Genomic DNA, 21582 nt, shown 5'->3' with positions numbered 1-21582 from the left:
TTTTTTTCAGCCATTTTTATACGAAATTCACCGGCTCGGTTCATCATACAAATTACGCATTCAACATCGATACTGAGCAAGAGCCGCGACGTAAACCGTTTAAAACAGATAAGGAGGTCTTGTGAACAAGGCCATTGAAATCAAAAATCTAGCACAGCTTGAAGTGCTCAACGCAACACTGCCATACACGCAAGACCCAACGGCGCTGTTTCACGCACTGTGTGAAGGAAAGACCGATTGTTTGCTGCTGGAATCGGCAGAAATCGATTCGAAACAGAATCTGAAAAGCCTACTGCTGATCGACGCCGCGGTGCGCATTATCTGTTTCGGTCACCAAGTGACGTTTCAGGCGCTGAGCGATAACGGCCGCGCGCTGATTGAAGTCCTTGCAAACAATGTAGTGGCCAATATTCCCGCAACGCGCAGCGACGACGCGCTCACGCTGACGTTCACCACACCATGCGATACGTTGGATGAAGATTCTCGCCTGCGTGAAGCCTCATCGTTTGATGCGCTGCGTTTGGTGCAACACAGCTTTGATTTGTCGGGCCACGACAAACACGCGATTTTCCTCGGCGGCCTATTCGCTTACGACATGGTAGCCAACTTCGAACCGCTGGGTGATGCCACCGCGATCAACCAATGTCCAGATTACGTGTTTTACGTCTCTGAGAACCTGATGATTGTCGATCACCAGAGTGAAAGCTGCCTACTTCAAGCTACCGCCTTTACCGCCGACAGCGCGGTTAAAGCGACACTGCGTCAGCGTCAGGAAGCAATTCGCGCGCAGGCTTCACAAACCTTGTCTCAGCCGCAAGCGACAAAACTGGCTGAAGTCACCGTCGAAACCAACATCAGCGATGCGGATTTCTGCGACATCGTCAGTGATTTAAAACAGTACGTGGTGAAAGGCGATATTTTCCAAGTGGTTCCATCACGCCGCTTCATGCTGCCATGCCCTTCCCCATTAGCAGCTTACCAACGCCTAAAAGAGAGCAACCCAAGCCCTTACATGTTCTACATGCAAGACGAACGCTTTACGCTGTTTGGTGCGTCGCCAGAAAGTGCGCTGAAATACGCCACCGATACCAACCAAATTGAAATTTACCCGATTGCGGGTACCCGTCGCCGTGGCAAAAATGCTGATGGTTCAATCAACTTCGACCTCGACAGCCGCCTAGAGCTGGAACTGCGCTGCGATAAAAAAGAGAACGCCGAGCACATGATGCTGGTGGATCTGGCGCGCAACGACGTGGCGCGCATTGCCCAAGCCGGCAGCCGCCATGTGGCGGACTTGCTGAAAGTCGACCGCTACAGCCATGTGATGCATTTGGTGTCCCGCGTGGTGGGTCAACTGCGTGACGATTTGGATGCACTGCACGCTTATCAAGCCTGCATGAATATGGGCACCCTGACCGGCGCACCCAAAATCCGCGCGATGCAACTGATTCGTGATGTGGAAAAAGAGCGTCGTGGTAGCTACGGCGGCGCCGTTGGTTACTTAACTGGCGAAGGCGATTTAGACACCTGTATTGTGATTCGCTCTGCGTATGTTGAAAACGGCATCGCCCAAGTTCAAGCCGGTGCGGGTGTGGTGTACGACTCCGACCCACAAGCCGAAGCCGATGAAACTCGCGGCAAAGCACAAGCGGTTATTTCCGCGATTCAATTTGCTCATCAGGCGTAAGGAATTTCATCATGACACACTCAGCAAATATTGTTTTCATCGATAACTTCGATTCCTTCACCTACAACTTGGTGGACCAATTCCGCTCGTTAGGCCACCGCGTTACGGTATACCGTAACCACATCGCCGCCGATGTGATTGAACACGCCGTGTCACAACTAGACAACCCGGTCGTCATTTTGTCACCCGGCCCGGGCGTGCCGTCTGAAGCAGGTTCGATGCCAGAAATCCTGCAACGCCTGAAAGGCAAAGTACCGATGATTGGCATTTGCCTTGGCCATCAAGCCATGGTGGAAGCCTACGGCGGCACCGTGGCCGGCGCCGGTGAAATTGTGCACGGCAAAGTGTCGATGATGGAACACGACAACCACCCCATTTACGAGGGCCTGCCTTCTCCGCTGGCGATTGCGCGCTATCACTCACTGGTTGCCACCGCAGTGCCCGACAGCCTGAAGGTGACTGCCGAAGTCGATGGTTTGGTGATGTCGATTGTCCATGACGAAGACAAACTGTGTGGGTTCCAGTTCCACCCCGAATCCATCATGACCACCTACGGGGCGACGCTACTGGCGAACGCGATTAACTGGGCGTTGGCGCGATAACGCCACAGCACACAGCACACAGCACACAGCACACAGCACAACTAAATAGACGAACACACCGGATTCGCAAACACAACGATTAGAGCGGGTCATTCGGGATACGGAGAAAGCATCATGCAACACATCATCACCAAACTTTACGCACAAGACGCACTGACCCAAGCCGAAAGTCAGGCCTTGTTTGACTACATCATTCGCGGCGAATGTGAACAGCCACTGATGGCCGCAGCACTGACGGCACTGAAAATCAAAGGCGAGACCCCCGACGAAATCGTGGGTGCCGTGCGCGCCTTACTCGCCAACGCCAGTCCATTCCCACGTCCAGATTACGACTTTGCCGACATCGTTGGCACAGGCGGCGACGGTGCCAACACCATCAACATTTCAACCACGTCGGCGTTTGTTGCTGCGGCGTGCGGCGTCAAAGTGGCCAAACACGGTAACCGCGGCGTATCGAGCAAATCCGGATCGTCTGATGTGTTAGATGCATTTGGCATCAACATGACCATGAGCGCTGAACAATCCCGTCAAGCACTGGACGACTTGGGCGTCGCCTTCCTATTCGCTCCGCAATATCACGGCGGCTTTCGCCATGCGATGCCGGTGCGTCAAAGCTTGAAAACTCGTACGATTTTCAACATTTTAGGTCCACTGATTAACCCAGCGCGTCCCAATATCGAACTGATGGGCGTGTACAGCCAAGATTTGGTTCGTCCTATCGCAGAAACCATGGTACAAATGGGTTTGAAACGAGCCGCTGTGGTTCATGGTTCAGGATTGGACGAAGTGGCAATTCATGGTGTGACCCATGTTGCCGAAATCAAAGATGGCGAAATTACCGAATACACCTTAACGCCGCAGGACTTTGGTTTGGAAACCTACCCGCTGGAAGCGATTAAAGGTGGCGAGCCTCAGGAAAATCGCGCCATCATCGAAAATATTCTGACTGGCAAGGGAACGCCTGCTCAAGTCGCCGCAGTTGCGGTTAACGTTGCCCTGTTGTTGCGCCTATTTGGCTTTGAAGATTTAAAAACCAACGCACAACGCGCCATTGATGTCATGAACTCAGGCAGAGCGTTTGATCTGGTAAAACAACTAGCAGAGCGAGGTTAAGCCCCTGATGTCTGAAATGAACGTGTCTGAACAAAACGACCAGCTGTCTGAACACATCTCCGTGAAAAATGCGCAGATGGCCGAAGTCTTGGCGAAAATCGTCAACGATAAAATCACTTGGGTTGCAGCGCGCAAGTTGGCGCAACCGGTCGACACCTTTAAACCGCTGCTGACCCCATCAGATCGCGACTTTTACGCCGCGCTAGACAGTGGCAAAACCGCTTTCATCCTCGAATGCAAAAAGGCGTCACCATCGAAAGGTCTGATTCGTCAGCAGTTTGATCTGGATTACATCGCATCGGTCTACAACCAGTACGCCAGCGCGATCTCAGTGCTGACCGATGAGAAATACTTTCAAGGCAGTTTCGATTTTCTGCCGCGCGTGCGTGCTCAAGTGACTCAACCCATCTTGTGCAAAGATTTCATGATCGATACGTATCAGGTTTACCTCGCCCGTCATTACGGCGCGGATGCGATTTTGCTGATGCTGTCGGTATTAGATGATGACACATACCGCGAGTTGGCCAATGTGGCGCATGAGCTGGGCATGGGGATTCTGACCGAAGTCAGCAACGAGGAAGAACTCGAACGCGCCGTGGCACTAAAAGCACGCGTGGTTGGGATCAACAACCGCAACTTGCGCGATCTCACCACCGATCTGAATCGCACCAAGCAACTGGCTCCTAAACTGCCGCAAGGCACCACGATCATTTCCGAATCGGGCATTTACACCCACCAGCAAGTGCGCGACCTCGCCCGCTTTGCCAAGGGCTTCCTGATTGGTAGCTCCCTGATGAGCCAAGACAACGTGGAACTGGCGGTTCGCAAAGTCGTGCTGGGCGAAAACAAAGTGTGTGGCTTGACGCACCCCGACGATGCCGTGAAAGCCTATCAATCCGGCGCGGTGTTTGGCGGGTTAATTTTTGCGCAGCACTCCAAACGCTGCGTGGATCTTGAAACCGCTCGCCTCACGATGAGCGGCGCCCCCCTGCAATACGTTGGCGTGTTTCAAAACGACAGCATCGACACCATCGCTCACGCGGTCGAAGAACTGGGATTGTTTGCGGTGCAACTGCACGGCGATGAAGACCAAGCGGACATTGATGCGCTCAAAGCACGTTTACCTGAATCGGTTGAAATCTGGAAAGCTTACGGCGTCACCGATCGCATGCCTACCCTGCTCAACCAAATCAACCGTCACTTATTGGATGCCAAAGTCGGCAATCAAAGCGGCGGCACAGGGACGGTGTTCGACTGGTCGCTGATTGAATCGCCCGAGCGCATCATGCTGGCTGGCGGTCTCAACCCAGACAACGTTCAGCAAGCGGCCAAATTAGGCTGTCTTGGCTTGGATCTCAACTCTGGGGTGGAAAGCGAACCGGGCAAAAAAGACATCACCAAACTCCGTCAAGCATTCAACGAAATTCGTAATTATTAATCACTCGTACTCCCCCTTTAAGTCGCTCACGCGAGCTGTTTTCACGCCAAAGGGGACGTACATCGGTTATGGAAGGATAGGACATCATGGCAAAACTTAACGCCTACTTTGGCGAATACGGTGGTCAATTCGTACCACAAATTCTGGTTCCGGCGCTGGATCAACTTGAACAAGCGTTTATTGATGCGCAGGACGATCCGCAATTTCGTGCGGAATTCATGACGCTACTGCAAGAGTACGCCGGTCGCCCAACAGCGCTAACGCTAACGCGCAACATCGTCAAAGGCACCAAAACCAAGCTGTATTTGAAACGTGAAGATCTGCTGCACGGCGGCGCGCACAAAACCAACCAAGTACTCGGTCAAGCGCTACTGGCGTTGCGCATGGGCAAAAGCGAAATCATCGCCGAAACAGGTGCCGGTCAACACGGCGTGGCGACCGCATTGGCGTGTGCTCTGCTCGGCCTGAAATGCCGTGTGTACATGGGCGCCAAAGACGTGGAACGTCAAAGCCCGAACGTTTTTCGAATGCGCTTGATGGGCGCGGAAGTGATTCCGGTTCATTCCGGCTCTGCGACGCTGAAAGATGCATGTAACGAAGCGCTGCGTGACTGGTCTGGCAGCTACGAAACTGCGCACTACTTGCTTGGTACAGCAGCAGGCCCTCACCCCTTCCCAACCATCGTGCGCGAATTCCAACGCATCATTGGTGAAGAAACCAAAAACCAAATTCTGGCTCGCGAAGGTCGCTTGCCTGACGCCGTCGTGGCGTGTGTGGGCGGTGGCTCGAACGCCATTGGCATGTTTGCAGACTTTATTGAAGAAGAGTCAGTGCGTTTGATTGGTGTCGAACCGGCAGGCAAAGGCATTGATACCGATATGCACGGCGCGCCACTCAAACACGGCAAAACCGGCATCTACTTCGGCATGAAATCACCGATGATGCAAGATGAGCACGGCCAGATTGAAGAGTCTTACTCCATTTCTGCCGGCCTTGATTTCCCATCCGTGGGTCCACAGCACGCACACCTGCATGCCATTGGCCGCGCAGAATACGAAAGCATTACCGATGACGAGGCGTTGGACGCGTTCCAAAAACTGGCACGCACCGAAGGGATCATTCCGGCTTTGGAATCGGCCCACGCACTGGCCCACGCGGTGAAAATGGCGTACGCCGAGCCTGAAAAAGAGCAGTTGCTGGTCGTGAACCTATCCGGTCGCGGTGACAAAGATATCTTTACCGTGCATAAGATTTTAGAAGAAAAAGGAGTGCTGTAATGGACCGCTATCAATCGCTTTTTCAGCGTCTGGCTGACAACAACCAAGGTGCCTTCGTGCCATTCGTCACCATGGGCGATCCAAACCCTGAGCAGTCTCTGCGCATCATGCAGACGTTGGTGGAAGCTGGCGCCGATGCACTGGAACTTGGCATTCCGTTCTCGGATCCATTGGCTGACGGACCAACCATTCAAGGGGCGAACCTGCGTGCGCTGAACTCAAAAACGACGCCTGACGTCTGCTTCGAGTTGATCGGCCAGATTCGCGCGCAATATCCTGATTTGCCGATCGGTTTGCTGATGTACGCCAACTTGGTTTACTCACGCGGCGTCGAAAACTTCTACCAACGCTGCCAACAGGCGGGTGTCGATTCCGTGCTGGTTGCCGATGTCCCAACCAACGAAAGTGAAGAATTCGTGGCTGCGGCACGTAAATTTGGCATCAAGCCTATCTTCATCGCCCCGCCAACCGCCAGCGATGAAACGATGAAAGCCGTGGCCGAACTGGGTGGGGGTTACACATACCTACTCTCACGTGCGGGCGTAACCGGCACTGAAACGAAAGCCAACATGCCCGTTCACGCGCAGCTCGACAAGCTGACGCAATACAACGCGCCGCCATCACTGCTGGGTTTTGGGATCTCTGAACCAGCGCAAGTGAAGGAAGCCATCGCATCGGGTGCAGCGGGGGCAATTTCTGGCTCTGCCGTCGTCAAAATCATCGAATCCAACCTCGATAACTTTGACAAAATGTTAAATAAACTCGCTCAATTCACGCAAAACATGAAAGCAGCCACCCACAAATAATCATGCAATTTATGTGTTCGGTTTCTTAACTCATTTAGAAGCCGAACATTTTCGCAACAATTCATTCCTTTCGTCATTCATTTATATTCCACGAAAAATCCGCGCTTCACATTGCCAAAATCAATAGCAAACGTTTTCTTTTGGACAAAAAACCATCTTACGTCAATGAATTCGCTTTTCTACTGACAATTCACTCGATGCACATATTGCCAATTGTGAAAGTTACGTGTAAAAAGTCAGGGCAATATAATTACCCGCCGAACAACTCATGTTCAGTAAGTATCACTGGAAGTTTACATTTAATTAGCACAGAGGTTATGGAAGTGTTAAAAGAAAAGAATTTACTAAGCAACATCGGCGTACAAGTCGTGATTGCCATGATTGTTGGTACTGCCGTTGGTGCCAGCATGGGCCATGATGCAGCGATGTTCGCCCCACTTGGCGCCATCTTCATCAATTTAATTAAAATGCTCGTGATTCCACTGGTTGCCGTGGCACTGATTTCCGGTGCTGCAGGCCTCGGTGATAGCCACTCTGCCGGTAAAGTCGGTTTCGTCACGCTGGGCTATTTCGCCGTTACATCCGCGCTCGCCGTAGCGCTGGCCTTGGTGATGGGCGCTGTGTTCCAACCAGGCATGGGGATCGATGTTTCTGGTGTCGAAGGCATGTTCTCATCGGAATACGCATCAAAAGGTGAACTACCAACTTTCTGGGCGACCATCATTGGTATGATCCCAACTAACGTTTTCCAGTCCCTGAACGATGCGAACATCCTGCAAATTCTGGTGTTCTGCCTATTCCTCGGCGTTGCCATTTCAAAGCAACCTAAAGACAAACGTGATCCTGTCATCAACGGCGTCAACACCATCGTGGATTCCATGGTGTGGATGATCAACAAAGTGATGATCATTGCGCCAATCGGTGTTTTTGGTCTGATGGCAGAAGCCGTGGGCACGTTCGGTTTCGGCGCCCTGATGGTGGTCTTCAAACTATTTTTGGTGTACGTGGCAGCGATTCTGATTTTCGGTTTCGTGGCTTACCCACTGATGATCCAAATCTTCACCAAGACCTCGGCGAAGAAATTTATTATGGCGATGAAAAAGCCGCAAGCCGTGGCGCTGTCGACCGCGTCATCCATGGCTACGCTGCCGGTCACCATGGACACCGTTGAACACGAGCTGGGCGTTCGTAACTCGACTGCATCGTTTGTTCTGCCGCTGGGCGCGACTATCAACATGTCGGGCAACGCGATTTACTACGGTTTGGTGGCGATTTTCTTCGCGCAACTGTTCAACATCGACCTCAGCATGGGCGCATACGCCGCAATCATCGTGACCGCAACGCTGGGCGCCGTGGGTCAAGCCGGTGTGCCTGGACCATCATTCCTAGTCGTTGCCGTGCTGCTGGCGGCAGGGATTCCAATTGAAGGTCTGCCACTGCTGTTCGCTCTGGACCGTATCTTTGACATGATTCGTACTGCGCTAAACATCACCGGCGATGCGGCGTGTGCCGTGATTGTCGATGCGCTGATCAAAGAAGAAGCGGCTGAGACTGAATACAACAATCAGCAAGCTTAACGCTGAATCTCATGCTCAAACCGCCCAAAGGGGCGGTTTTTTTTATCGCCAATATCTGCCCCGCGTGAACAAGGCTCATCACGGGTCATGAAACGCCATCACAGCGCTCAGAATGCAACACTGCACTGGATAAATTTGTTTCAAAATATCATTTACTGTTTAGCTGACCGCCGTATTTCGTTAGACTGTCAACAAGCTATTAATTGGACGTATCCATACAATGAAACAACTGCTCGACTTCATTCCCCTGATTATTTTCTTCGCGTTATTCAAGTTCTACGATATTTACGTTGCGACCGGCGCCTTGATTGCCGCAACGGCGGTTCAAGTGGCGGTCACGTACTTCATGTTCAAGAAAGTCGAAAAAATGCAGCTCATCACATTTGCATTGGTGGCGGTGTTTGGTGGCATGACCATTTTCCTTCACGACGACAACTTCATTAAATGGAAAGTGACCATTGTGTACGTCATTTTCGCACTGGGCTTGGCCATCAGTCACTTGATGGGTAAATCTGCGATTAAAGGCATGCTGGGGAAAGAAATCACGCTGCCAGAAGCCGTATGGGCCAAAGTGAACTGGGCATGGGTGGCGTTTTTCTCGGTCTGCGCGGTGCTCAATATCTACATTGCTTACCAGCTACCGCTCGATGTTTGGGTCAACTTCAAGGTGTTTGGCCTGCTTGCCGCAACCTTCACTTATACCCTGCTCACCGGGATCTACATTTACAAACATTTGCCGAAAGAACAAAAAAATTCCGGCGAATAAGCCCTCATCCGAGCACTCAAGGATGAACTGGTGACAGAATTATTGTTATAATTCGACCTCTTTTTTGCAGCGACCACTTTGGTCGCTGTTTTGTTTGTTGTGGATGTCAAAACATGAATCAGGACGTAAACTCACCGCGCGGCCAACTCTTGCTGCGCACGCTGGCGATGCCGGCAGATACCAACGCCAATGGCGATATCTTTGGTGGCTGGATTATGTCTCAGCTCGACTTAGCCGGTGGGATTCTGGCGAAAGAGATTTCTTGCGGCCGAATTGTGACGGTTTCCGTGTCCAGCATCACGTTTAAAAAACCGGTGAAAGTGGGTGACGTGGTGTGCTGCTATGGCGAATGTACAAAAATTGGCCGCACGTCGATGTCAATCAATCTCGAAGTGTGGGTCAAACCGATCAAAGAAGACGGCATTTTAGACCGTTTCCAAGTGTGTGAAGCCACCTTCAACTATGTCGCCATTGATGCCGACGGTCGTCCAAGACCGATCAAGCAAGGAAACTGATCACAGAAATATGTGCTTTGTGCTTTAAAAGTCGCTCTGTTTCAGTACATTAAAGCCTACACTTACCGTTACGAAATTTATAAGGATATCAATATGTGGTACGTCATCTTTTCTCAGGATGTTGAAAACTCACTCGAAAAACGCATGAGTGTTCGCCCAGCGCACCTTGAGCGCCTGCAAGCGCTGCATGATGAAGGCCGCCTGTTGACCGCCGGCCCCATGCCCGCAATTGATGCAGAGAACCCAGGCGAAGCGGGCTTTACCGGTTCAACCGTGATTGCAGAATTCGACACTCTGGAAGATGCCCAAGCATGGGCAGATGCGGACCCTTATGTGGGCGCAGGCGTCTATGCCAACGTGATTGTTAAACCGTTCAAGAAAGTATTCTGATATGAAAAAATCATTCTTGGGTCTGGCACTGCTTTCTCTTGCAGTACTCGCGGGCTGTAGTTCCAATGGCGAGCGTGAGAAGAATCTGGAGCTATTGGCTGCCAACCGTGCCAGCATTCTGGGGACCGAACTTCCGCTGGAATATGGCCCACTCAACATTATGCGCGTGAATGCCAAAGGCAGCACGATTGAGATGATGATGGTTTACAACACCGATCATCCCGGCGCAAAACCGATTGACCAAGTGTTGCAAAGCAGCATTCATTCGTTCTGCAATAACTCGGACATTCGCGCCAACCTCGATGTGGGCATCGGCTACCGAATTAAAATGCGCAATAGCCGTGGCCAACTGATGGTAGACCAGCTGGTGACCAAAGAGAACTGCAAATAATAACCTTGGCCGGCTTTAACCGCCTTGCCTCGTTACACAGCGGTTAAGGTAGAAAAGGAAACAGGAGGCATTGCCTCCTGTTTTGTCTTTCCCATTCACTCATAATTTAAAGCGACTGACACTCGACACAATCCGCTGGTTGACTTGCGTAATATCGCCCATGCCTTGTGACGTTCGTGAACCGATGTCGTCCAATTCAGACACGATGAGATTCAGCTCGTTCATGCTCTGACTGACCCCATGGGTGACACTGCTCTGCTCTTCGGCAGCGGTCGCAATCTGCGTGCTGAGATCGTTGATCTCGTTGATGAAATTGACCATGTTTTCCAAGCTTTCCGAAACATTTTTCGAGCTGCTGGCGGTGTCATGACAGCGCTGTTTGGTTTTGCCCATGGAATCGACCACCACCTGATTGCCTTGCAGCAATTTGCCAATCGCGTTTTCAATTTCTTGTGTGCTGTCTTTGGTTCGGTTTGCAAGGTTGCGCACTTCATCAGCGACCACCGCAAAGCCCCGCCCCTGCTCACCCGCACGCGCCGCCTCAATCGCCGCGTTCAGCGCCAATAAGTTCGTTTGCTCCGCAATTTCACTGATGACCGTCAGCACTGAATGAATGTTTTGCGTCTCGTCGCTCATGCTCTGCACGTTCGACACCGTCGTATCCACATCTTGAATCAGCGCGTCCACCGTCGCCAGCGAGCGCGCCATGATATTGCGTGATTCCACACTGGTGTGATTGGCTTGCTGAGTCAGATTTGACGTGTTCGAAGCATCTGAGGCCGTTGAACTCGCGGTCGCATTCATCTCCTCCAGCGCCGTCACAATCTGCTCGGTTTCCACCACATGATGACGCAGTTTCTCCGCGTTCAGTTGAGACAACTGCTCCACCTCCGCAACATTGGCTTGCAACGTGTCAGAAGCTTGTTTGATGTCCAGCAACATGGTTTGCAAATGGCCGATGAACTGATTCACCCCCTGCGCAATCTGCCCCAAGTCATCTTGCGATTTGACTTCCAGCCGCTGGGTTAAATCGCCGTCGCCGTTGGACAGGCTGATGATGGTCTGTTTCAACGACAAGATGGGGCGATACAGCACTTGAATCACAAAGAAGGCCACCAGCACACTGAGCACCACCGCAATCACACCAATCAAGATTGCCGAGGTTTTGGATGCAGTAAGCGCGGCGAACGCCATGGCTTTGTTTTGGTCGATGACAAAGTACCAAGTTTTATCTGCAACCGGAATTTCGTGAGAAAACAGGATTTTGTCTTCACCATTCACGCTGTAGTTTAAGGTCGCCATCGGGGTCGAGGTGATGGTATTCGCAGTGGCTTTAAACCACGCGGGCTCTTTGCTATTTTCGCCCGGTTTGAGCACGCTGTTTTTTGAGGCCGCTAGCACGGTACCGTCGTGATTGAGAATCATCGCCGATGATCCGGTCAACGCTGTTGCCTTTTCCACCAGCTTGTTCAAAAAGCCCAAGCGCATGTCCACCCCCAACATACCGTCATGGGTTTTCTGCACAATGCTGATCCAATAGATATCAGCGGTAGCACCATCAGAATACGGGTCGGTCACCGCCGGTGTCACCGCCTTGCGACCATCTTGATAGTAACTCATGGTTCGAATGTCGCCGTTGAACTTGTGATTCGGCCACGCATCGCTGGTCTGGTTCCAGAAGGCATCCCCGTTGGATTCGAAGCCGATGAATGAACTGCCGGTCGCCAACGAGGTCGCCAGCAGCTCGGCAAACGCGACATAATCTTGTGCTGAACTGCCCGGGAAAGACTGGTTTTGGTACAGCGTACCAATACCTTTCACCCCTTCAATTTTTTCCTGCAAAAACGTCTGCACCAGTTCCGCTTTATCGGCGGTGTAGAGCGCCCCAGATTTGGTGATCATCGCGCTGATGACGTCCGATTCTTTGACGTACGACACATAGCTGGAAATGGCAACCGATGCGCCCACCAGCACCATCACTGAGATCAGTAACAGTTGTTTGAGTCCGAGTGTTTTCTTCATATGGGTACTTATCCCTCAGTCTGATGAACGGGCTAGACGACCGATGCTCCCAATTGGAGCGTCCATCCCGGCTCCTCCGCCGACGCCACCTTGGCGATGAATGAACCTATTGAGAATAGCACTCGTGTGTGACGGTAAAAGAAAATAAGGCCTCTTAATGAGACCTTATTGATAATTTTAATCGTTATTCTGCGCTCGGCTGCCATTCGTTGCGCAGCGCTTTGGCCGCCAGCACCATGTGGGTCAGTGCCGCTTCCACTTCGGGCCAGTTACGCGTTTTCAAGCCACAATCGGGATTCACCCACAGGCGCTGTGCCGGAATTTTCTCCGCCGCTTTACGCAGCAAATCCTCAATCCATTCTTGCGCCGGAATGTTGGGCGAGTGAATGTCGTACACGCCCGGGCCAATCGCGTTCGGGTAATTAAACGCTTCGAAGGCTTTCAACAATTCCATGTTGGAGCGCGACGTTTCAATGGTAATCACATCCGCATCCAGCGCGGCGACTGAATCAATGATTTCATTGAACTCGCTATAACACATGTGGGTATGAATTTGCGTTTCCGGGCGCGCACTGGCAGCCGAAATCTTAAACGCTTCCACAGCCCAATTGAGATAAGTCTGGTGGTCGCGTTTTTTCAGTGGCAACCCTTCACGAATCGCCGGTTCATCAATCTGAATGATGTTGATGCCCGCATCTTGCAGATCCGCCACCTCATCCCGCAGCGCCAACGCCAATTGCTGCGCGATCTGTTTGCGGGAAATATCTTCGCGTGGGAAGGTCCAGCACAGAATCGTCACCGGCCCCGTCAGCATGCCTTTCATCTGTTTTGACGTCAGCGACTGCGCATAGGTTGACCACGCCACCGTGATGGGCTGCTCGCGTTCAATATCGGCCACCACAATCGCAGGTTTCACGCAGCGTGAACCGTAACTCTGCACCCAACCAAACTGCGTGGTTTGAAACCCTGCCAGATGCTCTGCAAAGTACTCCACCATGTCGTTGCGCTCCGCTTCACCATGCACCAGCACGTCCAGATCCAACGCTTCCTGACGTTTCACTGCATCGGCAATGTGACCTTTCAGCGCGGCGGTATATTCCGCTTGCGACAAATGTCCCTGACGATAAGCGCTGCGCTGGGTGCGAATTTCACCCGTTTGCGGAAAAGAGCCGATGGTCGTGGTCGGTAAGAAAGGCAGACCCAACACTTCCGCTTGATGGTGCGCACGTTCAGCGTATGGCGCGCTGCGTTGTGCCCACGCCGCCGTGACCTGATTGAGCCTCGTTTGTACTTGTGGCTTATTCACGTGCGTCGCGGTTTTACGCGCTGCAATCGGCTGGCTGTAAGTATCACACGCCAGAATCGCCGCCGGATCGCCATCCAGCGCACGGCCAAGCAGTGTCACTTCCGTCACTTTTTGTTTGGCAAATGCAAACCAGCTACGCACCTCTTCCGACAGGTTTTGCTCCAATTCGAGATCAACCGGACTGTGCAGCAACGAACACGAACTAGCCACCCACAAACGCTCACCCAGCGCCGCTTTGACCGGTTCCAATGTGTGCAGCAGCGTACTTAAGTCCGCACGCCAAACGTTTCGGCCGTTAACCACCCCCGCCGATAACACCCAGTTGCTTGGCAGTTTGGCGAGCACCTCGTCCAGTTGCGCTGGCGCCGCCGACAAGTCGATATGCAAACCATTCACTGGCAAGTCGATGATCTTGTCCAGCGTGTCGTGCACTGAATCAAAATAGGTGGTCAGCAGCAGTTTGACATCGCCCTGAATCACTTGGTACGCCAGCTTGAACGCATCCTGCCATGGCTGCTCCAGTTCGAGCGACAGAATCGGTTCGTCGATTTGCACCCAAGTCACGCCCTGCTTGGCGAGTTTCGCCAGAATCGCCTGATACGCCGTGAGAACGCGAGGCAGCAATGTGAGGCGATCAAACCCCGCTTCAACTTCTTTGCCTAAATACAGGTAGCTCACAGGGCCAAGCAGCACAGGTTTGACATCAAAACCCGCCTTGGTCGCTTCATTGATTTCTTCAAACAGTTGCGGCCAACTGACGTCAAAGCTGTCGTCACGGCTAAATTCCGGCACGATGTAGTGATAGTTGGTATTGAACCACTTGGTCATGTCCGATGCAGCGCTGCCGCTACAACCACAATGGGTTTGCGACTGACCGCGCCCCACACGAAACAGCGTGTCCAGATCAGGAAACCCGTGACGATGACGCTTTGGCACATGTCCCAACAACAGCGTTGTGGTCAACACATGGTCGTACCATGCAAAGTCGCCAGCGGTGGCAAAGCTCAGCCCCGCCTCTTTTTGCAACGTCCAGTTGCGCTGACGAATGTCACGACCGACGGTCTGAAGTTCTGCCTGATTGATTTCGCCGCGCCAGTATTTTTCCAACGCAAATTTCAGTTCGCGTTTTTCGCCGATACGTGGGTAGCCGAGGATGTGTGTGGTAGTCGCCATCGCTAAAGTCCTTCTGATCATGGATTAGGGCAGACATCCGTGTCTTGTGATTTATCAAGATGTCTGGATGGCTAAACTATCTCGCTCGACGGGGTTGAACTCAACGTCCAAATATTCAACTTGTTTATTAAAAATATTCATGCTGGTGGCGAATTGGATGAGCAGAAATAAAAAAGCCGCCTGTGCAGGCGGCTTGAACATCACGATTAATATTGCGCGGCAACCGAGAACATCGCCAGCAAAATACTGCCCCATAAGGGCGCAACCAAATGGCTGTCTTGACGCGTGCTGAGCGTTCCTTTGGGAAAATTCACCACCACGCGCACGATAAAGTAGTTGTAGCAGAGCAGCAGCATGCCCAGGATAAAGTTGATGATTTCATCCGGGACTGGCATCAACAGGTAGCCAAAGGTCAGCACGAAGTTGATCAGCGTTAACCAAGCCACCCAGCGGCGTTTGTGTTTAATCATAACGTTGGATTCATCCCTTCATGGCGACGCCGTAGCGACACGTCGTTGGGTGGCTGATTCGCCGCGGCCGCACGTCGTGCCTGCTCTTTGCTGTCTTGCACTTTAGACATCGATGCTTGGTCGTTGCTCATCTCACTCGGTGTCGCCAATCCTCGGTACACGGCGCTCAGTTGACGCTGTGCGTCGGAGGTCAGCAGAAAAATCTCAATGCGACGGTTCTGACCGCTTTTCGGGTTCTCTGGCAACAAAGGCGCCGATTCCGCCATGCCCGACACTTGGAAAATCTGTGCTCTCGGTACGCCGCCACTATTGAGGAAATATCGAGCCGAGTTGGCACGGTTGGACGACAGCTCCCAGTTGGTCATACTCGTACCACGAAAGCGCGACGCATCGGTGTGGCCAGTCACAATGATTGCATTTTCCACACGGCTAAACACGGGCGCCAGATTCAACAGCAGGTCTTGATAATACGGCGTCATCGACGAACCGCCGCGATTAAACATCGGCCCTTTATCGGAATCACTGATGATGATTTTCAGGCCTTGCGGTGTGATCTGTACATTGACACTGCCCGCGCCGTCCAATTCATTCACCTGATCTTCAATCAGGCGACTGAACAGTTCCAACTCTTGGTGTGTATCCACTTCGCCCTCAATCAACGACGCATCACGCATGCGATCAAATTCCGCATCGATGTGAGCAGTGGCGATTTGAGGCAATTTAATCGGGCTGATACTGTTGCCCAGCGCATCCGCTGATAACGTGTGCGCCTGCACTTCCCCCGTTTGGAAATATTGAATCAGTTGGCTCCCTTCTTCATCGTCCATCATCGTCAATAGCCACAGGATCAAAAACAGCGCAAACATCGAAATCATCAGGTCGGCCATGGCAACTTTCCAGCCGCCACCATGCCCACCGCCGTGTCCGCCACGCTTTTTCTTTTTGATAATGGTAACGCCATCCTGACTCATGATTAGCTCCGCAAACTGGCGATCACTTGCTCAAGCTCAGTGAAGGTTGGCTTGTGATGCAGCTCGATTTGACGTCGTCCCGCATTCACGCACATGTGAGGTGAAAGGTTCTGGCAGTAAGCGGAAATGATGCAGCGCACGCATTGCAGTGGCGCAATTTGTTCTTCAGCGACTTCCTGAATCGCTTGCGACAACGGGCCAAATAGACAATAGCAGCCAAAAATACCGGTAAACGTCCCTACCAGCGCGCCAGCGATACTTTGACCAATCACGCTCACTTCCGCATCGAGATATTGCATGGTCAAAATGATGCCCATCACCGCAGCCAAGATACCGATCCCCGGCATCGCTTCCGCCATGGCGTGCATTTTTTCGGACGGTTTCTTGTACTCTTCCAGCAGCTTCTCGATCTCTTCTTCCAGCGCGGCTTCGACATCATGCGCCGACATTTTGGAGCTGATGATTTGACGGAACGAGTCGACAATAAACTTCAGCGTGTTTTCATCACGCGTGATGGCCGGATACTTTGCAAAGATATTGCTGCTTTCCGGATTCTCAACGTGCGCATCAAGCGCCTTGAGGTTTTGCATTTTCGCCACATTGATCAGTTCAAACATCAAAGACAGCAAGTCCTGATAATACTGACGATCGTATGTGCTCTTACTCAGGCTGATCTTCACCTGTTGTAACATCAACTTGAGCGTGGCGGTCTTGCTGGCGATGATCATGCCGCAAATGGCACACCCAAAAATGATCGCAATTTCAGCCACGCTGATCAGCGCGCCCAATCGGCCGCCATGCAAAACAAATGACACGGCAATAATAATCAGTATGACGACAAACGAAACAATCTGTTTCATATTAATGACCACCTAAACGTGAACGTATTATTTCAATTCCTTTGTGTTTTATTCTGTGAACTTTCATTTCGCTGATCTCGAGAACTTGTGCTGTTTCTTGCGTGCTCAGCCCCATCACATAAATAAAATAGAGGACTTTTTGTATACTTGGTGCTAATTGTTTCAGCTCTTTTTCGAGCATGAGGGAAATAAATTCCTTCTGAGAATCCTCTGCGTGATTCACCAACTCAAATAGTTCCACATCATCCGACATGGTGAGATCGATTATCGCATTCATATACTCTTCAGAAGAGATATTTAACTGTGAACAAATATCGGCTTGTGTTGGTGAACGACCATATTTCGCCATGAATTTTCGTTCTGTGTCTTTAATTTTATTCGAGAGGCTACGTTGCTCACGGCTTAAATAATCACGCGCGCGAAGTTCATCAATAATGGCGCCCTTCAACCGCACCGTGACTGATTTTAAGAAATCATCGTTGATGACGTGATCAAACTTTCTCAGCTCCAAAATAAATGCCATCAGGGCAATTTGTCGCAAGTCGTCCAACGTATCCGGATCGACCACACCGCGGTATTTGTTGAGCGAACGCTGAATCAAATACAGATGCGATTCTAACGCCTGCTGCTCCAACACGTTGCGTTGCGTGGCGCTGCTGATGGGCGTTTTTTGATACGCTTGTCTGGAGAGAAACATTATTGATACACCGCTTTGGTGATCAACACTTCGTTCACTCGCCACTGACGCTCGTCTTTAAACAGGTCACGCAAATCTTCTTGAATGTTCCACACAAACGCTTCGTCGCGATAATACTCAATCGGTTTAACACTGAAGGTTTTGAGGATCAGGTTCTTGATTTTCGGCGTTTCTTTGCGCAGCATTTTTTCGTTTTCTTCTGCTGTGTACAGGTAGAAGTCCAGCATCAGCAGGCTTTGTCGTCTGCCGGTATTGACCGGAATGATCAGCCCCTGCATGGGCACCTGAACGTTGGTTTCCGATAAGGTCGAAATGCGCTGTGCCTGAGTCAGCATCACCTGTTCAATCGAGTGCGGCTTTTCAACGCTCAACAACCCGACCACATCCACCCCCGCGTAACGCAGGCCAAACAAAATGGCTAACGTCGCGGTCACCGACGCAAAAACAGTAATTGCAGTTTTCTTCATGTTAAATTCTCGCAAGCTCGCTCAAAGTCTGTGTCACGTCTGCCTTCTCCTGCTCTTCCGATACCAGGTTGGATGCCACGATCAAGTCGTTGTTGTAGTTCAGTTCTTGATGCGGATCGTGTTGCGTGTGTTCATCAAAAATATGCACATCCACATCAATAAAGTTTTGGTTTAGCAGTTCGTCACGCAGTCGATCGGACGTCAGTTGCAACGACTCACGCGTCAAGTGCGAGGACGCTTGTACCTGAATCTGCACTTTTCCCCCATCCACGCGAACCAACAGATCAATCTTGCCCAGATCGGGGGGATCCAAACGAATGGTCGCGGCAGAGGCTTTGGCGTTGTATTGAACCGCCACTTTATCGGCCACCAAGGCGCTCAGTTTCTGGCCCATTTGTTCGGCAGTGAGATGCTTATCCACCGCAGCCTTAAACACCCAGCCGCGTGCAGCATCTTTGATCTCTGTGGGTGCAGCAGTTTGGAGCAACGTACTCATCTCCACCGTCGGAGTAGATGACTCCGCAGCTCGAACCTCCGCGCCCACCACCATCACCATCGGCATGGCTGATGCGCGTGTATGGCTCACAGACGCAGCCTGCGTTTCCAGCGGCGACAACACGCGAATCGATTCTGGGCCTAGCGCTTCAGAAGTTGACAGAGCAAGGTTCTGAACGCTGTCTTGGCGCACCGAGTCAGGCATCGTGGGGCTGGCTAAACGCTCCGTCACCGTTTCAGGGGTAGCCTGATCCGCGATGTCTGATGTCGACACCGTGTCGATCAATGGCTGAAAGCGATCTGCGCTCAGTTCACTGGCTGCGGGCTGAAAGCCCGGCGCGATCGTGGCCGACACACTCGTTTTGGCGTCCGTCGGGTTGAATTTGGAAAGTGTTATGCTGGCGTTCATAGGGTCTGATTTAACTGCGTCTTCTTGTAAGCGAGATCCCTCACTTTATTGTGTTCAGCGTCATGAAGTTGTGAATGTAAAACGGCGATATCTTTTTTGATGGTGGCCATCGCCAAGCGATGGACGGATTTCAGTTGCATCAGCAGTTTTTGATGGTTCGGATGACTGCGGTCGATGGCATGAATTTTTTCCGGCAGCAACTGAACAATTCTTTCGATCGCATCAATATTGTGGGTTGTCACGGCTTTCTGATAAATCGCAATCAACCGAGCCAGTTCGTGTTCATTCATGAGTAAGTTCTTATTGCTGAGTGAATGCTTATTGCTGATTCATCAAACCTTGCCAGCCTTCTTTGAGGTCAGCCAATGGTTGTTTTAATTCCAATAAATAACTGACATCCAGATCTTTAGAAGCCTTAAATATTTCGCGAATGCTGTATTCATATAAATTATGAATATTGTTAATCAGCTCATTGGAATTATTGAGATCCAGTGATGAATCCAGAGCGGTAAGAATATCGATCGCTTTTTGAGCCGCCAGCGACTTTTTTTCCAGATCATGGTTTTCAATCGCAAAAATCATCACATCGATTTCTTGATCCAAGCGTTCATGCAGCATGAAAATTAATTCAAAGCTGTTCGAGACAGAGGCATTTGCCTGGACTTGTACATTGCTGTACGCCATCTGTTGTTGATTACCCAGTAACATCAAATATTCCTACGAATTAAAATAACGTGTTGATTGAATCCATCGAGGCCATGATGGAGTTCAAACGAGTGTATTGCGCCAGGTAGCGTGAATAGATGACCTGGTATTTATCTTCGAGCTTGTCTAACGCCTCATTGATGCGTTTTTGTTGCAACTCAATGGTTTCTTTCTTGCGTGTCAACGAACCGTCGGCAAAGTCGGTATAGTCATTGACGGACTTTTGCAAGGTGGTGAATAGGCCGCCCTCGGCACGGAATACCTGTTCCATGTCCACACTCTTGGACGCTTCACGAAACTTGTCTTCATCGAGCTCCAATTTGCCCGATTTGTCTAAAGAGAGCCCCACGTCACTCAAGCTGACGCCGTTGTAGCTGTCCCGCATGAGGCTTTTCAGTTGCTGTTCGAGGCTCTTGAACGACGAGTCGGTGGAAAACACGCCGCGTTCACTGCTCTCACCGCTCGACTTGGTCGCCTCGGCAATCACTGACATCATGTCGTTGTAAGCGGTGACAAACTCTTTGAGCAACGTCATGGTGGCATCAGCGTCTGGCCCCACGGTGATGTTGGTGGCGATACCGCCCATTTCGTGGGCCTTTTTCAGTTCCACATCGACACCATTCACGATGTTTTCAAACGTGTTAGAACTGTTCGTCAGTTGAACGCCGCTGCCGTAATCCCCCAGCCACACAATCGCGTCGGTGCCGGTTTTGATCGGGTTATCATTCGCCGTGGAAAATGCGTCGCTTAGCCCAGAGTCATCGGAGGCGGAAATCTGAAATTGGTTGTCTTGACCGGTCTCATTCGAGGTAAACAGCATCTTCATTTCGTTCCCCGAGCGCACCATGGTCGCCGTCACTCGGCCGTCCATCACGCGGTTAAAATGGCTGATGAACTCTTGATACGACACCGTGCCATCACCGTTACTTTCTGCATCCGCGAGTTGAATTGTGATGGTCTCGCCGCCATGCTGCACTTCAATACTGCCCGTGGCCGGTGAGAATTCGTCATTGACGTTCATTGCCGACGTGTTCACCACCACCTGATGGGATGACGCCAACTGTTCCACGTAGAGATCCATGTTGACGCTGCTGGCATTGCCCGACGTGGTCACGTTGACATGGTCTTCCGACGACAACGAGGTCGTGTTTTGCACAAACGATGCGCCGGGTTTGGTGAACTTGTAGATCACCGAATCCAGACTGCTCATGGACGAGGTAATTTTGCTCAGCATCGACGATTGGTTTTGAAAAATCTTCAATCGGCTGTTGTAACGCGTTTCCGCTGGCGAGACATCGTACATCGCCATTTGAGACGCCATACTGGCTGCATCAATGTACATTTATATTCCTTACCCCATAAATCGCCGCCTGAACAGACGGTTTCACTAATACATAATATGATGAAAAAAGGGCGGGCAAACGCCCGCCCCGACTGAAGCGTTT

The 21582-nt window shown here is 51.4% G+C and carries 22 protein-coding genes and 1 other annotated feature (1 of these 23 only partly in view); of the genes, 11 read left to right on the top strand and 11 right to left on the bottom strand.

Annotated elements, in window-relative coordinates; genetic code table 11:
• Positions 1-8: a sequence feature (Trp leader region), on the top strand; it begins 92 nt to the left of the window's first position.
• Between the two features lie 113 nt (positions 9-121).
• From ACF8PK_RS08170 to ACF8PK_RS08120, 11 genes are all read left to right on the top strand, one after another.
• Positions 122-1687, top strand: a complete 1566-nt coding sequence (locus ACF8PK_RS08170) for an anthranilate synthase component 1 (RefSeq protein WP_014205288.1) — start codon at positions 122-124, stop codon at positions 1685-1687.
• 11 nt (positions 1688-1698) lie between these two features.
• Positions 1699-2289 carry an aminodeoxychorismate/anthranilate synthase component II gene (locus ACF8PK_RS08165; RefSeq protein ID WP_014205289.1) on the top strand — a complete coding sequence of 197 codons (591 nt, stop codon included), beginning with the start codon at positions 1699-1701 and terminating at the stop codon, positions 2287-2289.
• Positions 2290-2403: 114 nt separating this feature from the next.
• Positions 2404-3402 carry an anthranilate phosphoribosyltransferase gene (gene trpD, locus ACF8PK_RS08160; protein WP_392440709.1) on the top strand — a complete coding sequence of 333 codons (999 nt, stop codon included), beginning with the start codon at positions 2404-2406 and terminating at the stop codon, positions 3400-3402.
• A 7-nt stretch (positions 3403-3409) separates the two neighbouring features.
• Positions 3410-4840: a bifunctional indole-3-glycerol-phosphate synthase TrpC/phosphoribosylanthranilate isomerase TrpF gene (trpCF, locus tag ACF8PK_RS08155; protein WP_392440708.1), complete on the top strand. Its 1431-nt coding sequence runs from the start codon at positions 3410-3412 to the stop codon at positions 4838-4840.
• Positions 4841-4926: 86 nt separating this feature from the next.
• Entirely contained in the window at positions 4927-6117 is a 1191-nt protein-coding gene (gene trpB / locus ACF8PK_RS08150) for a tryptophan synthase subunit beta (protein WP_004726287.1), read from the top strand.
• Positions 6117-6923: a tryptophan synthase subunit alpha gene (trpA, locus tag ACF8PK_RS08145; RefSeq protein WP_392440707.1), complete on the top strand. Its 807-nt coding sequence runs from the start codon at positions 6117-6119 to the stop codon at positions 6921-6923. Before trpB ends, trpA begins: the two co-directional genes overlap by 1 nt.
• A gap of 317 nt (positions 6924-7240) precedes the next feature.
• Positions 7241-8500 carry a dicarboxylate/amino acid:cation symporter gene (locus tag ACF8PK_RS08140; RefSeq protein WP_004726289.1) on the top strand — a complete coding sequence of 420 codons (1260 nt, stop codon included), beginning with the start codon at positions 7241-7243 and terminating at the stop codon, positions 8498-8500.
• A gap of 220 nt (positions 8501-8720) precedes the next feature.
• Entirely contained in the window at positions 8721-9266 is a 546-nt protein-coding gene (locus ACF8PK_RS08135; protein ID WP_004726290.1) for a septation protein A, read from the top strand.
• Positions 9267-9379: 113 nt separating this feature from the next.
• Positions 9380-9781 carry an acyl-CoA thioester hydrolase YciA gene (yciA, locus tag ACF8PK_RS08130; protein ID WP_004726291.1) on the top strand — a complete coding sequence of 134 codons (402 nt, stop codon included), beginning with the start codon at positions 9380-9382 and terminating at the stop codon, positions 9779-9781.
• A 93-nt stretch (positions 9782-9874) separates the two neighbouring features.
• Positions 9875-10171 (top strand): YciI family protein, encoded by a 297-nt coding sequence (locus tag ACF8PK_RS08125; RefSeq protein WP_004726292.1) that lies wholly within the window; start codon positions 9875-9877, stop codon positions 10169-10171.
• Between the two features lies 1 nt (position 10172).
• Positions 10173-10562, top strand: coding sequence for a GspS/AspS pilotin family protein (locus ACF8PK_RS08120; protein ID WP_392440706.1), 390 nt, complete (start codon positions 10173-10175; stop codon positions 10560-10562).
• A gap of 99 nt (positions 10563-10661) precedes the next feature.
• On the opposite strand, the gene ACF8PK_RS08115 is transcribed toward ACF8PK_RS08120, so the two are convergent.
• The 11 genes from ACF8PK_RS08115 to fliD form a co-directional block, all read right to left on the bottom strand.
• Positions 10662-12584 (bottom strand): methyl-accepting chemotaxis protein, encoded by a 1923-nt coding sequence (locus ACF8PK_RS08115; RefSeq protein WP_055466405.1) that lies wholly within the window; start codon positions 12582-12584, stop codon positions 10662-10664.
• 184 nt (positions 12585-12768) lie between these two features.
• The gene (metE, locus tag ACF8PK_RS08110) at positions 12769-15063 is read right to left on the bottom strand and encodes a 5-methyltetrahydropteroyltriglutamate--homocysteine S-methyltransferase (protein ID WP_392440705.1); all 2295 of its coding nucleotides are present in this window, start codon (positions 15061-15063) and stop codon (positions 12769-12771) included.
• 206 nt (positions 15064-15269) lie between these two features.
• Complete coding sequence (locus tag ACF8PK_RS08105) at positions 15270-15533, bottom strand: hypothetical protein (protein ID WP_004726296.1); 264 nt, start codon at positions 15531-15533, stop codon at positions 15270-15272.
• Positions 15530-16504: a flagellar motor protein MotB gene (locus ACF8PK_RS08100; RefSeq protein WP_392440704.1), complete on the bottom strand. Its 975-nt coding sequence runs from the start codon at positions 16502-16504 to the stop codon at positions 15530-15532. The genes ACF8PK_RS08105 and ACF8PK_RS08100 overlap by 4 nt, the downstream gene beginning before the upstream one ends.
• Before the next feature lie 2 nt (positions 16505-16506).
• Entirely contained in the window at positions 16507-17364 is an 858-nt protein-coding gene (gene motA / locus ACF8PK_RS08095) for a flagellar motor stator protein MotA (RefSeq protein ID WP_392440703.1), read from the bottom strand.
• A gap of 1 nt (position 17365) precedes the next feature.
• Positions 17366-18106 carry a sigma-70 family RNA polymerase sigma factor gene (locus ACF8PK_RS08090; protein ID WP_232281696.1) on the bottom strand — a complete coding sequence of 247 codons (741 nt, stop codon included), beginning with the start codon at positions 18104-18106 and terminating at the stop codon, positions 17366-17368.
• Positions 18061-18528: a flagellar basal body-associated FliL family protein gene (locus ACF8PK_RS08085; RefSeq protein WP_004726300.1), complete on the bottom strand. Its 468-nt coding sequence runs from the start codon at positions 18526-18528 to the stop codon at positions 18061-18063. The genes ACF8PK_RS08090 and ACF8PK_RS08085 overlap by 46 nt, the downstream gene beginning before the upstream one ends.
• A 1-nt stretch (position 18529) precedes the next feature.
• A complete protein-coding gene (locus ACF8PK_RS08080; protein ID WP_392440702.1) occupies positions 18530-19432 on the bottom strand; it encodes a flagellar hook-length control protein FliK in 903 nt (300 codons plus the stop codon).
• The gene (locus tag ACF8PK_RS08075; protein ID WP_004726303.1) at positions 19429-19722 is read right to left on the bottom strand and encodes a hypothetical protein; all 294 of its coding nucleotides are present in this window, start codon (positions 19720-19722) and stop codon (positions 19429-19431) included. Before ACF8PK_RS08075 ends, ACF8PK_RS08080 begins: the two co-directional genes overlap by 4 nt.
• Positions 19723-19750: 28 nt before the next feature.
• On the bottom strand, positions 19751-20140 hold the full coding sequence (gene fliS, locus ACF8PK_RS08070) for a flagellar export chaperone FliS (RefSeq protein WP_004726304.1): 390 nt from the start codon (positions 20138-20140) through the stop codon (positions 19751-19753).
• Between the two features lie 16 nt (positions 20141-20156).
• The gene (gene fliD, locus ACF8PK_RS08065) at positions 20157-21479 is read right to left on the bottom strand and encodes a flagellar filament capping protein FliD (RefSeq protein WP_206981490.1); all 1323 of its coding nucleotides are present in this window, start codon (positions 21477-21479) and stop codon (positions 20157-20159) included.
• Positions 21480-21582: the final 103 nt, after the last annotated feature.

Source organism: Vibrio sp. CJQ_6, from assembly GCF_043106745.1.
Classification (GTDB): domain Bacteria; phylum Pseudomonadota; class Gammaproteobacteria; order Enterobacterales; family Vibrionaceae; genus Vibrio; species Vibrio furnissii.
Note: the sequence above shows the minus strand (reverse complement) of the source record. Positions and strands in the feature narration are given on the sequence as shown.

Bases quoted from the DNA above. Each gene is read 5' to 3' on its own strand.
- ACF8PK_RS08165 (WP_014205289.1), top strand. From the start codon at position 1,699: ATGACACACTCAGCAAATATTGTTTTCATCGATAACTTCGATTCCTTC.
- trpD (WP_392440709.1), top strand. From the start codon at position 2,404: ATGCAACACATCATCACCAAACTTTACGCACAAGACGCACTGACCCAA.
- trpCF (WP_392440708.1), top strand. From the start codon at position 3,410: ATGTCTGAAATGAACGTGTCTGAACAAAACGACCAGCTGTCTGAACAC.
- trpB (WP_004726287.1), top strand. From the start codon at position 4,927: ATGGCAAAACTTAACGCCTACTTTGGCGAATACGGTGGTCAATTCGTA.
- trpA (WP_392440707.1), top strand. From the start codon at position 6,117: ATGGACCGCTATCAATCGCTTTTTCAGCGTCTGGCTGACAACAACCAA.
- ACF8PK_RS08140 (WP_004726289.1), top strand. From the start codon at position 7,241: ATGGAAGTGTTAAAAGAAAAGAATTTACTAAGCAACATCGGCGTACAA.
- ACF8PK_RS08135 (WP_004726290.1), top strand. From the start codon at position 8,721: ATGAAACAACTGCTCGACTTCATTCCCCTGATTATTTTCTTCGCGTTA.
- yciA (WP_004726291.1), top strand. From the start codon at position 9,380: ATGAATCAGGACGTAAACTCACCGCGCGGCCAACTCTTGCTGCGCACG.
- ACF8PK_RS08125 (WP_004726292.1), top strand. From the start codon at position 9,875: ATGTGGTACGTCATCTTTTCTCAGGATGTTGAAAACTCACTCGAAAAA.
- ACF8PK_RS08120 (WP_392440706.1), top strand. From the start codon at position 10,173: ATGAAAAAATCATTCTTGGGTCTGGCACTGCTTTCTCTTGCAGTACTC.
- ACF8PK_RS08115 (WP_055466405.1), bottom strand. From the start codon at position 12,584: ATGAAGAAAACACTCGGACTCAAACAACTGTTACTGATCTCAGTGATG.
- metE (WP_392440705.1), bottom strand. From the start codon at position 15,063: ATGGCGACTACCACACACATCCTCGGCTACCCACGTATCGGCGAAAAA.
- ACF8PK_RS08105 (WP_004726296.1), bottom strand. From the start codon at position 15,533: ATGATTAAACACAAACGCCGCTGGGTGGCTTGGTTAACGCTGATCAAC.
- ACF8PK_RS08100 (WP_392440704.1), bottom strand. From the start codon at position 16,504: ATGAGTCAGGATGGCGTTACCATTATCAAAAAGAAAAAGCGTGGCGGA.
- motA (WP_392440703.1), bottom strand. From the start codon at position 17,364: ATGAAACAGATTGTTTCGTTTGTCGTCATACTGATTATTATTGCCGTG.
- ACF8PK_RS08085 (WP_004726300.1), bottom strand. From the start codon at position 18,528: ATGAAGAAAACTGCAATTACTGTTTTTGCGTCGGTGACCGCGACGTTA.
- ACF8PK_RS08080 (WP_392440702.1), bottom strand. From the start codon at position 19,432: ATGAACGCCAGCATAACACTTTCCAAATTCAACCCGACGGACGCCAAA.
- ACF8PK_RS08075 (WP_004726303.1), bottom strand. From the start codon at position 19,722: ATGAATGAACACGAACTGGCTCGGTTGATTGCGATTTATCAGAAAGCC.
- fliS (WP_004726304.1), bottom strand. From the start codon at position 20,140: ATGTTACTGGGTAATCAACAACAGATGGCGTACAGCAATGTACAAGTC.
- fliD (WP_206981490.1), bottom strand. From the start codon at position 21,479: ATGTACATTGATGCAGCCAGTATGGCGTCTCAAATGGCGATGTACGAT.